The organism is uncultured Roseibium sp. (genome assembly GCF_963675095.2).
In the GTDB taxonomy this organism is placed as follows: domain Bacteria; phylum Pseudomonadota; class Alphaproteobacteria; order Rhizobiales; family Stappiaceae; genus Roseibium.
This window is the reverse complement of record NZ_CAXXSJ010000056.1, coordinates 213,490-226,987: the sequence shown is the minus strand read 5'-3', so window position 1 is coordinate 226,987 and position 13,498 is coordinate 213,490. Positions and strand designations below refer to the sequence as shown.

Sequence of the window (13,498 nt, the reverse complement as noted above, 5' to 3'; positions counted from 1 at the left end):
TCATCCGGCTCCCATCGGTTTCGACGTTTCGGGTGCCACGCATTTGCGCACCATCGTCAGGTAAAGGGTTTCGATGTCTTGTCGGGAAAGGCCGCGGCCGGGCCTGTACCAGGTCGGAATCCCGGTCAGCATGGCGATGATGGCGCGGGTGGCGACTTTCGGGTCGGCGACGGAATAGCGTCCGGCTCTGACGCCGTCTTCCAGAATGTCGGACAGGATCTTTTCATATTGCTGGCGGGCGGCCTCGACCTCGGCAAAATTCACCGGCTCCAGGTTGCGCAGCTCCATATAGGCGACAAACACCTCGTCGGCGCGTTCCAGGTGATAGCGGATATGGAAGCGCACAAAGGCGTCGAGCGGGTCTTCGTTTGGAGACCGGCTGGTCGCGTCGCGGTCCCAGGCCGCCAGCAGGTCGGCCATGTGGGCCAGCATCAGATCCTTGAGGATGTCCTGCTTGGTCGGGAAGTGATTGTAGAGGGCGCCGGGCTGGACGCCGACGTCGGTCGCGATCTGGCGGACGGAGACGGCCGCATAGCCATGGCGCGCGAACAGCTTCAAGGCCGCGGCGCGCACACGGCGCGCGGTCTCGTCACCCTTTCTACGGGCCGGCTGTTCCGCCTCGACTTGCATGTCTTTTATGTCCTCCCGATTTCAAAAATAAATGAACGATCATTCATTTTCAACTGAAATCTGGTGATCTTGAATTCCGGCTCTGTTGGCGAATACCGGAACTGTCAAAAAAGCGACACACAGACGCGGTTCACAGTACGATTGTGATCATGCCGATCAGGATCGAAGGGATGTGCGATGAGCGACGATAGTGCCAAGAGCTGGGTCCAGGCCGAATGGGAAGACAGCCTGGATGAAGAATTGGAAATGGAGATCGACGATCTGCTGATCGCCAAGGATCTCGCGTTCATTTCCGAGTTGAAGCACAAGTCCTCGATCGAACGGAATACCTACTTTCACGAGCTGCTGCGCCTTCAGGCAGAGCTGGTGAAGATGCAGGACTGGGTCCAGCACAGCGGCGAAAAGCTGGTGGTCATCTTCGAAGGCCGCGATGCCGCCGGCAAGGGTGGGGTGATCAAGCGGATCTCCCAGCGGCTCAATCCGCGGGTCTGCAGGGTCGTGGCGCTGCCCGCGCCCACCGAGCGGGAGAAGACCCAATGGTATTTCCAGCGTTACGTTCCCCATCTTCCGGCTGCTGGCGAAATGGTTCTGTTCGACCGGTCCTGGTACAACAGGTCCGGCGTGGAGCGGGTCATGGGCTTTGCGAGCGAGGCTCAGGTCGAGGAGTTTTTCAACGACGTGTCGGAGTTCGAGCGTATGCTGGTGCGCTCCGGCATCAGGCTGGTCAAATACTGGTTCTCGATCACCGACCAGGAGCAGCAACTGCGCTTCCTGATGCGCATCCACGATCCGCTGAAGCAGTGGAAGCTGAGCCCGATGGGACCTGGAATCCCGCGTGCGCTGGGAGGACTACACCAAGGCGAAGGAAGAAACCTTCGAGCGGACCAACATTCCCGAAGCGCCCTGGTTCATCGTGGAAGGCAACGACAAGAAGCAGGCCCGGCTGAATTGCATCAGCCATCTCCTGTCCATGGTGCCTTACGAAGACGTTCCCCACGATCCGATCAAGCTTCCCGACCGGGTGGTCCCAACCCGGACTACGAGCGGAAGGTCCATGCCCGAGCACCTTTACGTGCCCAAGAAATACTGATTTTCCGCCTTTGCCCTTGCCACTCCGGCAGGGGCTTGCCATGACTATCGCAATGATATGAGGAGCGTTCCTCAAAACAGTTCATGGAGGCGGACAATGGCGGGGCAGGCAAAACCAATCCGGTGGGGAATTCTGTCGGACGGCGAAGATTCGGGGTGGAGAAGGGTCATCCCGGCCATCGGGCGTTCGCAAACCGGCAGTTGCCGTCCCGCGATTGCGTCGCGGGGGGCTGGACCGGGCGCAGATGGTGGCCGCGGATCTCGGCATTCCGAAGGCCTACGGGACTTACGAGGACCTTGCTTGCCGATCCGGGACATCGACGCGATCTACAATCCTCTGCCGAACCATCTGCATGTGCCGCTGACGGTCCAGGCGGTCGAAGCGGGCAAGCATGTCCTGTGCGAGAAGCCGATTGCTCTTAATGCAGAAGAAGCGCGTCAGCTTCTGGGCCCTGCCGAAGAATCGGGCTGGGTGGCGGAAGGTTTCATGGTGCGAGCGCATCCGCAATGGATCCGGGCCCGAGAGGATCATCAGGTCCGGCGAACTGGGCGAGCTGCGTGCGATCCAGTCGCTTTTCAGCTACTACAATGCCGACCCGGGCAATATCCGCAACATGGCCGATATCGGCGGCGGCGCCCTACTGGATATCGGTTGCTATCCGATGGTGGCGGCGCGTTATTTTCTTCGAGGCTGAGCCGAAGCGGGCGATTTCCATGATCGACCGGGATCCGGTCATGAAGACGGACCGTCTTTTCCAGCGGCATCCTGGATTTCGGTGAGGGGCGTCGGCTTGATTTCACCGTGTCGGACCCAGATGGTTCCCTATCCAGCGGCTCAACCTGTGCGGCACGAAGAAGCGCCTGGAGATCGTGATCCCGTTCAATGCCCCACAGCAGCAGGAAGCGGTTTATCCGGCTCGACGACGGCTCCATCCTCGGCGACGGCGCGGCGACCTCCGAGGACGATCCCGCCGAGCGATCAATATGCCGAACTCGTCGACACCTTCGGCCCGTTCGATCCTGGGAGAAATCAAGCTCCCCTACGGCCCAGAAAGGACGCCCGTCCCAGAACATGGCCATCCTCGACGCGTTGTTTACCTCGGAAAAAAACCGATGGTTTGGGTGACGATCGGGTAACGCCGCTCGGGACTGTCGCGAACAAAACAAAAAAACCCCGCCGTTCGGCGGGGTTTGCAATTCAAACGGACACTCGTCCGCAGCGGGTTGCCCGCTTATTTTGATCGGTGCGAGGACCATCACCATCTGCCGGCCTTCCAGCTTGGGATGGGATTCGACCTTGGCGATTTCCCGCCGTTTCGTCGCGCACCTTGTGCAGGAGCTTCATGCCGAGATCCTGGTGGGCCATTTCACGGCCCCGGAACCGGAGTGTCCACCTTGACCTTGTCGCCGTCGTTGAAGAACCGCAAGCATGTTTTTCATCTTCACCTCGTAGTCGTGGGTGTCGATGTTCGGACGCATCTTGATCTCCTTGATCTCGACGGTCTTCTGCTTCTTGCGGGTTTCGGCAGCTTTTTTTCTGCGCCTGATATTTGTAGCGGCCCATAGTCCAGGATCTTGCAGACTGGCGGCTGCGCGTTTCGGTTGGATCTCTACCAGATCGAGACCGGCTTCCATGGCGATATCCATGGCCTCTTCGGTCGGAATAATGCCCCGGTTGGAGCCTTCATGATCGATCAGCTGGACTTCGCGAACGCGAATTTCTTGGTTGGTGCGCGGGCCTTCCTTGGTCGGGGGCGGGGCGCGGAACGGACGGCGAATGGTCGCTAACTCCCTCTAACGTTGCCAGTTTTCATGCTCAAAAGTTCTGCCTTCCGAAACGATGCACAGATACCCCCGCACGCAAGCGCCAGGGGTGAAAAGTCATCGGGTGCCGGTCAAGGCAGTCCCAGAAAAATCCGGCGAAATGGGCAAAATGTCAACCGAAATCAGTGTTTCAGCGTAGTTCGGGGTCAATTGTTTCCCTGCTTCGCCACACTTTCATGGTCGTTATCGTGGCGCAATGGGTGGTACAGGGTTTTTGTCGGTCAGGCATTTGAATTTCATAATCTTGCTCTTTAGATGAGGCATCCGGAAGGACGCCGTACCGGCGACGGGGGAAAAGGGAAAGCCAATCATGGTTCACGGCGGCAAACTGGGTCTGGCAGATCGTTCGAATTGTCTTCGGCTTCGTCGCCGGCGTTCTGGCGGCGGGTCTCTTTCTGTCCTGGGGCCTGTTCCAGACTTCCGGACCGGATCAGGATCCGGTTGCCTTCGCGGCGATGCTCGGGGACCGGGTTTCGTCACCGCGAGCGTACTGGGGAAGCCTGGCCTTCGTTTCCCCGCGGGCCGTGGCCGTCGTCCTGGCGGAGCTGTTTGCTTGGCGGGGGGATCATCTATCATCTGGCGGCAGCAGGCCTGATCGCGCTTGGGACTGTGGACGCTCGGTGGCGAAGCCATGGATACAGGCCCGAGGCCCGGAACATCGGTTGCGATCGCCGCTGGTTTTTTCGGTGGCCTGGTCTATTGGCTGATTTGCCGGGCGAAGCTCCGGACAGTGGCGTTCGAAAAAGCCTGACACTCGGGATTCGGATTAGATCTCGTCGTCTTCCAGGGCCTTGCGGGCCGCTTCGTAATGCTCGTCGGCGGATGTGGCTCCGGATCAGCGCGATAGAGGCCAGGAGCACGGCCGCATCGTCGCCGAAGCCGATCCCGAGCAGAATGTCGGGGATGCCGTCCCAGCGGCAGCACGAAATAGGCAAGCGCAAGCAATGGCGGTGGTCCGCACCTTGCGCGGCGTCGCGGGATCGAAGGCGCAATAATAGGTAGCAAGGACATCATCCCATGAACGGGGATCTGCCTTGCCGCCTTGCGCACGGTTCTTGCCAGCTTTTCGCGGACGGTCCCGGCGCTGCTCTTCTTCCGGCCCGAGAATTTCCGGATCGAAGTTGAGATCGTCAAAGGGCGACGTCATGAAGCTGTCCAATGATTGGGGTCATGGGTCCTTAGATAGGAGTTGGTATGGGCTATCTTCAACCGTTTTCCTCCCTTCCGCAATCATGCGAGGATGCCGGCTCCCGTTGGGGAAGGTGTCGCGGGCCTGGGGCTGCTTTTCGTGAAAGGACGTCAGGAGAGATCATGATCAAGGCTAGGAAAACTGTTTGCAAACTGCCGTGCTGGCGGCCTGTCTCGCACCGGTTGCCTGTTCAAGCGGGTGAAACGCCCGCACCGGACGGTGCCAAGGTCTATTTCATCAATCTGAAGGACGGCGATACGGTTGCCAATCCGGTCAAGATCCAGTTCGGTCTGTCCGGCATGGGCGTCGCGCCGGCAGGTGTCGAGGACAAGAAGAACACCGGCCATCATCAATCTTTTGATCGGACACCACCCTGGAGGGCGAGGCGCTCAACGAGGCCGATTCCCGGCCGATGACCAGCATCGTCATTTCGGCGGTGGTCAGAACGGAGACAAGCGTCGACTTGCCGGCCGGCACCCACACCCTGCAGCTTGTCCTGGCCGACTGGAGCCACATTCCCCACAATCCGCCGGTGATGTCGGAGAAGATCACGATTACTGTCAAATAGCGGTCGCAGGCCGTTGAAAAACATAGAAGGCGCGGCAAACGAATGCCGCGCCGCTTGTTCGATGACAAAGCCCGGAAATGGCTCGGCCTGACCCCAACCCTCTGTTGTCATCCCCGCGAAATGTACAGACCGGGGACATGGCTGACAGGTGTTCGGGGACATGGTTGACACATTTATATCGCGTTGAGGTCGATTTGTGCGACCTTGTTGGCGCCGAAATAGATGCCGTATTTTCCCGGGTGAGAAGTTGGGCGAATAGCCAGGCTGTGTCCCCTGAATTGCTTTCGGCACAGACCAGAGGCGTCCTTTATAGCTGATTTGGGCCTTGGTTTCTGGGAACCTTGCGGGTGATGGTGCTGTTTTCATAGATCATCTCCGGCAAGGTCTTTGACCAACTGCGCAGCGACGGACGGTAGCGGCTCGCGGGAAACCTTGTCAGACAGGGCTTCATGCGGGCGATGATGGTTGTAAACCAGCCGCCAGCGGTCGAAGGCCTGCTGGAGCTGCTCCTGGCTACGGTAGCAGCGCAAGGCCAGCACCTCTTCGTTCAAGGTTCGGTTGAAGCGTTCATTCTTGCCCTTGGTTTGCGGATGGAATGGCCGGGCGTAGATCACATTCACGCCCAACCTGGCCAGCCAGACCCGTAACGGTGTCCAATGACTGTCCCGATAACTGGAACCCCAGGGGGCGCCATTGTCGACCAGAAATGCATCCGGCAGGCCATAGAGGCTAAAGCTGCGCTCCAGATGGGTCTGGACGGTATGTGTGCGCTGATCCGGACAAGCCGCCAGGCACACCGCGAAGCGGGAATGGTCGTCGACAACCGTTAGCGGATGGCACTCCTGTGCATTGCCCAGGACGGACCCGACCCTTGAAGGTCCATCTGCCACATACGGTTGGCCTCCTCTTCTTCAAAACGCTGCCAGTCTGTCCCGCTCCTGTCCCGGGGCCGGATACAATCATGGCGAACGCAAGACCGCATGGATGGTCGATACCGCTGGAGTGTTGTCGTCGGTGCGTGAAAGCACCGCCGCGATCTTTGCGCGCCACCCCAAGCCGGATGGGCCGTGCGCACCGACAGGATTGCTTCTTCCAACGCGGGGCAAAGGCTGCTGCGGACTCGATCGCGGCCGGCGGCCTGCGGTCCTCAAGCACATCTCCCGCTTCAAACCGGCGCAGCCACTTGTAGCCGGTCTGAGGGGCTGATCCCGAACCGGCGGCAAAGCTCACGCCGGTTCACGCCTTCAAGCCTCGCGAGCCGGACGAACTCTTCTCGCTGTTCCATGATCGACATCTCCTGCCACGGCATGCCCGCCTCCTTCGACGTAAGTCATGCCAAATGTGTCAACCATGTCCCCCGAAACACCTGTCAGCCATGTCCCCGGTTTAAACAGAAAAGCGGGGACCCAGTACTCCATGTCTTCTCGGTTCAAGCAACCGGCCTCGCGGAGTACTGGGTTCCCGGGTCTCACTTCATTCGCCCGGGATGACAATCTTGGGGTGGCACGGGGTATCTGCCCCAATTCCAATGCTCTCCGGTCAGGCTATTGGCTCTCCGGCCCCGGCTCGCGCTGTCGCTTGACCGGGGTGGACTATGGAGAGGGTAGGTCAGTTCACGGCACGCGTGTCGAGGATGCGCCTTGCGATGACCTGGGCCTGGATTTTCGGCGGCTCCCTCGAAGATGTTGAGAATCCGCGCGTCGCACAGGACGCGGGGAGATCGCATATTTCCAGTGCAAAGCCGTTGCCGCCGTGGATCTGCAGGGCGTTGTCGGCCGCCGCCCAGGCGACGCGGGCGCCGAGGAGTTTGGCCATGCCGGCCTCAAGGTCGCAGCGGCGTCCGGAATCCTTTTCCCAGGCGGAGAAATAGGTGAGCTGGCGGGCGATCATCAGTTCCACGGTGATCAGCGCGAGCTTGTCGGAGACCCGCGGGAAATCGATCAGCTGCTTGCCGAACTGGATGCGTTCTTCCGCATAGCGCAGACCCAGGTCCAGGGCGCATTGGGCGACGCCGAGCGCGCGGGCGGCCGTCTGGATGCGGGCGCCTTCGAAGGTCTGCATCAGTTGCTTGAAGCCCTGGCCTTCCTCGCCGCCGAGGAGGTTTTCTGCTTTCACCTCGAAGTCGTCGAAGGCGATCTCGTATTCCTTCATGCCGCGGTAGCCGAGCACCTCGATCTCGCCGCCGCTCATGCCCTCGGCCGGGAACGGGTTCTCGTCGGTTCCGCGGGGCTTTTCGGCCAGGAACATGGACAGGCCCTTGTAGCCCGGCTCGTCCGGATTGGTGCGCGCCAGCAGGGTCATGACGTCGGCGCGGACCGGGTGGGTGATCCAGGTCTTGTTGCCGGAAACCTTCCAGACGTCGCCGTCCTTCACAGCGCGGGTCTTCAGGGACGCGAGGTCGGAGCCGGTATTGGGTTCGGTGAAGACGGCGGTGGGTAGGATTTCGCCCGACGCGATCTTCGGCAGCCACTTCTGTTTCTGCTCCTCGGTGCCGCCGCACAGGATCAGTTCGGCGGCGATTTCGGAGCGGGTTCCGAGCGAGCCGACACCGATATAGGCGCGCGACAGTTCCTCGGAGACGACGCACATGGATTCCTTGCCGAGGCCCAGCCCGCCGTATTCCTCCGGAATGGTCAGGCCGAACACGCCGAGTTCCGACATCTGCTCGATCACTTCCAGCGGGATGTAGTCGTTCTTCAGATGCCATTCATGGGCATGAGGCGTGACGTTGTCTTCTGCAAACCGACGCATTTCGTTGCGGATCTGCTCGTAGGTTTCATCGAGCCCGGTCTCGCCGAAGGTCGACTTGCCGGCCTGATGGCGGATCAGTTCCGCGATCCGGTGACGGATGTCCGGGGTGCTGCCGGCGGCGATCAGCTGGTCGATCTCCGCGGTGCGGATATCGGCGATGTCCTCCATCGTCAGGCCGAGGTCCGTCAGCCGGACGATCTCGCCCTGGTTCATCGGAATGCCGCCGAAGATCTGCGCCAGATATTCGGCAAAGCCGAGGCGGACGATCAGGTCTTCCAGTTCGCCGTATTGCGACTGTTCGGAAAGGCGCCTTGCATAGGCGTCGAGCTGGCGCAGGGACTCCACATAGGTCGCCAGCCAGGCAAGCCCGTGGGTCGCGCGCTGTTCGCGCTCCATGGCCGCTGAGGAGATCCGGCCGTCATCCTGAACCTTTGCCCGGACCTGGCGCGCGGCCTTGTCGAGCAGCCGGTCGAGGCTGGAAACAGCGCCCGCTGTCATTTCGGAAAAATTGGTTCCTGGCTCGGGTGTCGGCACGGTTGCAGTCGACATTTACGCCACTCCGTTTTCATTCGTTGCTTATTGTATCCCAAATTCGCAGCTATGTTGCGTTGCAGCAGGTCATTTGTCGAGCCGATATTTCTTCGCCTTTCGGTGCATAGGCTTTTGGTGACAAGGGTCGCTTTGTTGACCTTTGGCATCGGTCAGGGCACATCAGATTTATGAATTGGAAAAGTCAGGTCAGGGCGACCTATCAGGTCCTCAAGGACGTCATCGGGCATTTCAATCGCGACGACGGGTTTGCCATGGCAAGCCATGTGGCGCTGTCCGCCCTGCTGGCCGTGTTCCCGCTTCTGATCTTCATTGCCGCCCTTGCCGGTTTCTTCGGCTTCGAGGGGGTGGCGACCCGGGCCTCCGATCTGGTGTTCGAAGCCTGGCCGGAGCGGGCAGCTGAACCGATCGTGCAAGAAATCCACCGGGTGCTGACGGTTCCGCGTGGTGACTTGCTGACCTTCGGTGCCGTTGCTGCGCTCTGGTTTGCCTCCAACGGTATCGAGGCGGTCCGGGCGGCGCTCAACCGGGCCTACCGCCAGAAGGAAACCCGGAATTTCCTGCTTCTGCGATTTCAGTCGCTGGTGCTTGTGATCCTCGGGGCGGTCGTCCTGATCGTCTATACGTTTCTCGTGGTTCTGGCCCCGCTGGCGCTTGCGGCGCTGCAAGCGTGGGTGCCGGCGGTCGAGCCGTTCATCGTGTCGATCGATATCGCCCGCTATGCCATTGCCGGCTCCCTGCTGATCATCGGGCTGACCTGCATTCATTGGCTATTGCCGGCCGGAAAGCGGCGGTTCGTCGACCTCCTGCCCGGGATTTTCGCCACGCTGGTGATGTGGATGGTGGCCGGTGCGGCCTTCGGTGCCTATCTGGCGAGTTTCGCGAACTATGTCTCCACCTACGGCGGCCTGGCCGGGATCATGACCGCCCTGGTGTTCCTCTATATCTGTTCGATGGTGTTCATCTTGGGCGGGGAACTTAATGCCGCAATCCTTCGCCAGAAGGCGATCATGCGGGGACAAGCGTCCGGCGGCTCCTGAACCTCAAGCGGATTTCAGGCCGGCCGGTTTGCGCCGGATGACCACGACTGCCAGGACGATCAGGGTCATGCCTGCGATCTGAACCAGCGTCAGCGTTTCACCGAAGAGAAAATAGCCTTCGATCGTGGTCGCCACCGGCACCAGGTAAAACAGGGACGCGACCTCCGAGACGGCGCCCTGGCGGATCAGGAACATCAGCAGCAGGATGGCACCGATCGACAACACCAGGGTGAGCCAACCGAGCGCGAAAATGAATTCGCCCGACCAGATGACGGCCCAGCTTTCGGTGAAGGCCACCGGAACCGTGACGAGGAGCGCGCCGACATATTGCCAGAAGGTCGCCGCCATCAGGTCCGTGGTCGGAACGAAACGCTTCTGATAGATCGTGCCGAGGCTGATCGCCACAACAGCGGCGAAGGCAGCGGTGATGGTTTCGGCGTCGATGCCCGATCCCGCCTCGCCCAGCTTCGGTCCGAGCACGAGGAGAAGGCCCAGTCCTCCCATGACGATCCCGCCCCAATGCCTCGGCAGGATCCTTTCGTGGAGCAGGGGAGCGGCCGCCAGAACGGTCAGCACGGGCTGGAGCCCGACGACGATCGCGCTCGCGCCGGCGGGCATGCCCTTGTGGACCGCCCAGAACACCCCACCCAGATAAATCCCGTGCACGAGCGTGCCGGTGACGATGCAGTGAACGATCGCCCGGGCACTGGTCGGCCAGCGCGCGCCCATCATGACGGCTATACCCGCGATCAGGGGCAAGACGGCCGCGAAACGGATGCTGAGAAACACCATCGGATCAGCGTAAGGCGTCCCCATTTTGGAGCCGATGAAGCCGGTCGACCACAAGAGCACGAAGACGCCAGGGGCGGCGAGGATGAGGATCCGTTTCAAGAGAAGTCCGGTCGATTGGAGACGTTGCGCGGGAGAGACTTGATAGACCGCGGAGCCGTGAAGCGCAATCGATTGCTTGTCGCCGCGGTTGACCGGGATATGCCGGGTCCGGTGAATTCCGGAGTTTCAACCGTTGCGTTTTCTGCGAATGTAACGCGGCGTTGTGTCTGTCTGGCGAAGGCGGGAAAGCCGTGCTAGGTCATGATCAAATATAAAGTTTTTACAAGAGGCGGAACGGGATGCAGGAAACGATCATCATAGTTGGAGCGGGGCAAGCCGGAGCACAGGTCGCGCAATCGTTGCGCCAGGGCGGCTTTGAAGGGCCGATCCGGCTGATCGGTGATGAGCCTTACGCCCCTTATCAGCGCCCGCCGCTCTCGAAGAAATTCCTTCTGGGCGAGATCGGCCCGGAAGGCCTGTGGTTGCGACCGCCGGCGTTCTACACGACGCAGAAAATCGACCTGATCCCGGATACGACGGTCGTGTCGATCGACCGCGCCTCGAAGCGGCTTGAGTTCGACAACGGCGACACGCTCGGCTACGACAAGCTGATCCTGACCACGGGTACCAAGGCCCGGTCGATCCCGCTTGAAGGCGCAGATCTGGACGGGGTGATGACCCTGCGCACGATCACGGACGTGGATGCGATCCGCACCAAGCTGGAAGGCAAGAGCAATCTTGTGATCGTCGGTGCTGGTTATATCGGTCTTGAGGTCGCGGCGGTCGCGAAATCGCTCGGCAAATCCGTGACGGTGGTGGAGGCGCTGGACCGGCCGATGAAGCGCGTGGTTTCACCGGTGGTGTCCGATTACTTCACGAAGCTGCATCGTGCGAAAGGCGTCGACCTGCGTCTGAATACGGGTGTGGAAGGCTTCGTCGGCGAGGGCAGTGTTTCCGGCGTCCGGATCGCGGGCGGCGATGTCCTGCCGGCCGATCTGGTTCTGGTGGCCGTGGGTGCGGAACCGAACGATGGCCTGGCAACGGCCGCCGGCCTGGAAGTCGACAACGGAATTATCGTCGACGGCTGCGGCCAGACCACCGACGAGGCGATCTATGCTGCCGGCGACTGCACCCGGTTCTTTTCGAACCGCTATGGCCGCTCGGTGCGCATGGAAAGCGTGCAGAATGCCATCGACCAGGCGAAGGCCGTGGCGCAGGCGCTCCTGGGCGAAGAGGACGTCGACTACGATCCGCTGCCCTGGTTCTGGTCCGACCAGTATGACATCAAGCTGCAGATCGCGGGTCTTTCCGACGGCTATGACGACACGAAGGTCGTCGGTTCGCAGGACGCCAACAAGTTCTATGTGGCTTACCTGAAGGACGAGCAGCTGATTGCGGTCGATAGCATCAACTCGCCGCGGTCGCATATGATGGCACGCCGGACGATCGGCGAAATGTGGCGCGATGATTTGCTGCCGGAAGCCTGAAGTCGGGACGTTTTAAAATCTAAAAAAACGCCCGCGCAATGCGCGGGCGTTTGCTTTTCATGGGACTTATTTTTTTGCCGAATGGCCGGCATGGCCGCCGGAGATTTCTTCCGTCTGTTCGTCCGTCACGTTCTCCGGCAGGACGAGATTGAGAATGATCGCCAGGAAAGCGGATGGAAGCAGGCCGGACGACAGCAGCACCTTGGCGGTTCCCGGCAGATGCTGCAGGGCGCCGGGCTCCAGCTGCAGGCCGAGGCCGATGGATAGCGATACGGCGAAGATCACCATGTTGCGCCGGGTCCAGTTGACGTCGGACAGCATGGAGACGCCGGCCGCGACCACCATCCCGAACATGACGATCACGCCACCGCCGAGAACCTGGATCGGTACGGTGGAGATGATGGCACCGACCTTGGGAATGAAACCGGCGAGGATCAGGAACAGCGCGCCGATGGTCACCACGTGGCGGCTCATGACGCCGGTGATGGCGATCAGGCCGACGTTCTGGCTGAAGGAGGTGTTGGGCAGAGCTCCGAAAACGCCTGCAATCGCCGAACCGAGACCGTCGGCGTAAGTGGCACCCGTGATTTCCTTGTCGGTCGCCTCGCGTCCCGCGCCACCCTTGGTGATGCCGGAGACGTCGCCAACCGTTTCAATAGCGGAAATGATCGCCATCAAACAGAAACCGATCACCGCGGCCAGAGAGAATTCGAAGCCGAAATGGAACGGGTCGGGGAGGGCAAACGGTGCCGCGCGTTCCACATTGCCGAAACTCACCATGCCCATCGCGAAGGCAACGATATAGCCGACGATCAGGCCGATCAGGATCGCGGAAACCGAAAGCATGCCCTTGGCGAAGAATTTGAAGCCGAGCGTGACGACGATCACCACCAGGGCCACGGACCAGCTCTGCAGGTTACCGTATTCCGGCTTGCCGATGGCGGGAACGCCGCCGGCGGCATACTGGATACCGACCTTGACCAGCGCCAGTCCGATCATGGTGACCACGAGACCGGTGACCAGCGGCGGCAGGGCGAAACGGATCTTGCCGACAAAAGGTGCCAGGCAGGTGTGGAACAGGCCGCCGATCATCACGCCGCCCATCAGCACCGCCATGGCGTCGACACCCTTGCCGGCAACCAGCGGAATCATGATCGGAATGAAGGCGAAGCTGGTGCCCTGGACGATGGGCAGGCGCGCGCCGACCGGGCCGAAGCCAATCGTCTGGAACAGGGTCGCCACCCCGGCAAACAGCATGGACATCTGGATCATGTAGATCATGTCCGGGAAGTTGGGCGAATTCGACCCGAACCCGAATCCGGCCGCACCGGCGATGATGATGGCCGGCGTCACGTTGCTGACGAACATGGCAAGCACGTGCTGGATCCCGAGCGGAACGGCCTTTGCCAAAGGCGGCGTATAGTTCGGATCCTTGAGTTGGGCTGCTGTTCCCAAAGAACTGGATGTCATTGATGCTCCTTCGTCCGGGCCGCACGAAGTACCCCCTTCAGCCTCTCGGCTTGCCCCCGGATCTTTACCG

At 60.8% G+C, this 13,498-nt stretch carries 7 protein-coding genes and 5 pseudogenes; 6 read left to right on the top strand and 6 right to left on the bottom strand.

The annotated features are described in order from the left end of the window. Complete coding sequence (locus ABIN98_RS22410) at positions 1-630, bottom strand: TetR/AcrR family transcriptional regulator (protein ID WP_346913280.1); 630 nt, start codon at positions 628-630, stop codon at positions 1-3. Positions 631-807: 177 nt separating this feature from the next. Between ABIN98_RS22410 and ppk2 the strand changes: the two are divergent. From ppk2 to ABIN98_RS22395, 3 genes and pseudogenes are all read left to right on the top strand, one after another. Beyond that, positions 808-1,720 (top strand): annotated as a pseudogene (ppk2, locus tag ABIN98_RS22405) (polyphosphate kinase 2). Between the two features lie 57 nt (positions 1,721-1,777). Then, positions 1,778-2,128 (top strand): annotated as a pseudogene (locus ABIN98_RS22400) (Gfo/Idh/MocA family oxidoreductase); the annotation flags it as partial. 13 nt (positions 2,129-2,141) lie between these two features. Next, positions 2,142-2,414 (top strand): hypothetical protein, encoded by a 273-nt coding sequence (locus ABIN98_RS22395; RefSeq protein ID WP_346913338.1) that lies wholly within the window; start codon positions 2,142-2,144, stop codon positions 2,412-2,414. Positions 2,415-3,060: 646 nt separating this feature from the next. Here ABIN98_RS22395 and infC read toward each other — a convergent pair. After that, positions 3,061-3,498, bottom strand: a complete 438-nt coding sequence (infC, locus tag ABIN98_RS22390) for a translation initiation factor IF-3 (RefSeq protein ID WP_346913334.1) — start codon at positions 3,496-3,498, stop codon at positions 3,061-3,063. A 1,386-nt stretch (positions 3,499-4,884) separates the two neighbouring features. Here infC and ABIN98_RS22385 point away from each other — a divergent pair. Beyond that, a pseudogene (locus ABIN98_RS22385) lies at positions 4,885-5,300 on the top strand (DUF4399 domain-containing protein). 130 nt (positions 5,301-5,430) lie between these two features. Here ABIN98_RS22385 and ABIN98_RS22380 read toward each other — a convergent pair. Then, positions 5,431-6,609 (bottom strand): annotated as a pseudogene (locus ABIN98_RS22380) (IS481 family transposase); the annotation flags it as partial. 299 nt (positions 6,610-6,908) lie between these two features. Further along, positions 6,909-8,549 (bottom strand): annotated as a pseudogene (locus ABIN98_RS22375) (acyl-CoA dehydrogenase family protein). Between the two features lie 221 nt (positions 8,550-8,770). On the opposite strand from ABIN98_RS22375, the gene ABIN98_RS22370 reads away from it, so the two are divergent. Continuing rightward, positions 8,771-9,640, top strand: a complete 870-nt coding sequence (locus ABIN98_RS22370) for a YihY/virulence factor BrkB family protein (RefSeq protein WP_346913278.1) — start codon at positions 8,771-8,773, stop codon at positions 9,638-9,640. Between the two features lie 3 nt (positions 9,641-9,643). Here ABIN98_RS22370 and ABIN98_RS22365 read toward each other — a convergent pair whose 3' ends face one another. Then, positions 9,644-10,531 (bottom strand): DMT family transporter, encoded by an 888-nt coding sequence (locus tag ABIN98_RS22365; RefSeq protein WP_346913276.1) that lies wholly within the window; start codon positions 10,529-10,531, stop codon positions 9,644-9,646. A gap of 239 nt (positions 10,532-10,770) precedes the next feature. Between ABIN98_RS22365 and ABIN98_RS22360 the strand changes: the two genes are divergently transcribed. After that, positions 10,771-11,958 (top strand): FAD-dependent oxidoreductase, encoded by a 1,188-nt coding sequence (locus tag ABIN98_RS22360; RefSeq protein ID WP_346913274.1) that lies wholly within the window; start codon positions 10,771-10,773, stop codon positions 11,956-11,958. 66 nt (positions 11,959-12,024) lie between these two features. Here the strand turns inward: ABIN98_RS22360 and ABIN98_RS22355 are convergent, their stop codons facing one another. Beyond that, a complete protein-coding gene (locus ABIN98_RS22355; RefSeq protein ID WP_346913272.1) occupies positions 12,025-13,428 on the bottom strand; it encodes a nucleobase:cation symporter-2 family protein in 1,404 nt (467 codons plus the stop codon). Between the last annotated feature and the right edge of the window lie 70 nt (positions 13,429-13,498).

Coding starts and splice junctions, on each gene's coding strand:
- ABIN98_RS22410 (WP_346913280.1), bottom strand. CDS start 630: ATGCAAGTCGAGGCGGAACAGCCGGCCCGTAGAAAGGGTGACGAGACC.
- ABIN98_RS22395 (WP_346913338.1), top strand. CDS start 2,142: ATGCAGAAGAAGCGCGTCAGCTTCTGGGCCCTGCCGAAGAATCGGGCT.
- ABIN98_RS22370 (WP_346913278.1), top strand. CDS start 8,771: ATGAATTGGAAAAGTCAGGTCAGGGCGACCTATCAGGTCCTCAAGGAC.
- ABIN98_RS22360 (WP_346913274.1), top strand. CDS start 10,771: ATGCAGGAAACGATCATCATAGTTGGAGCGGGGCAAGCCGGAGCACAG.
- ABIN98_RS22355 (WP_346913272.1), bottom strand. CDS start 13,428: ATGACATCCAGTTCTTTGGGAACAGCAGCCCAACTCAAGGATCCGAAC.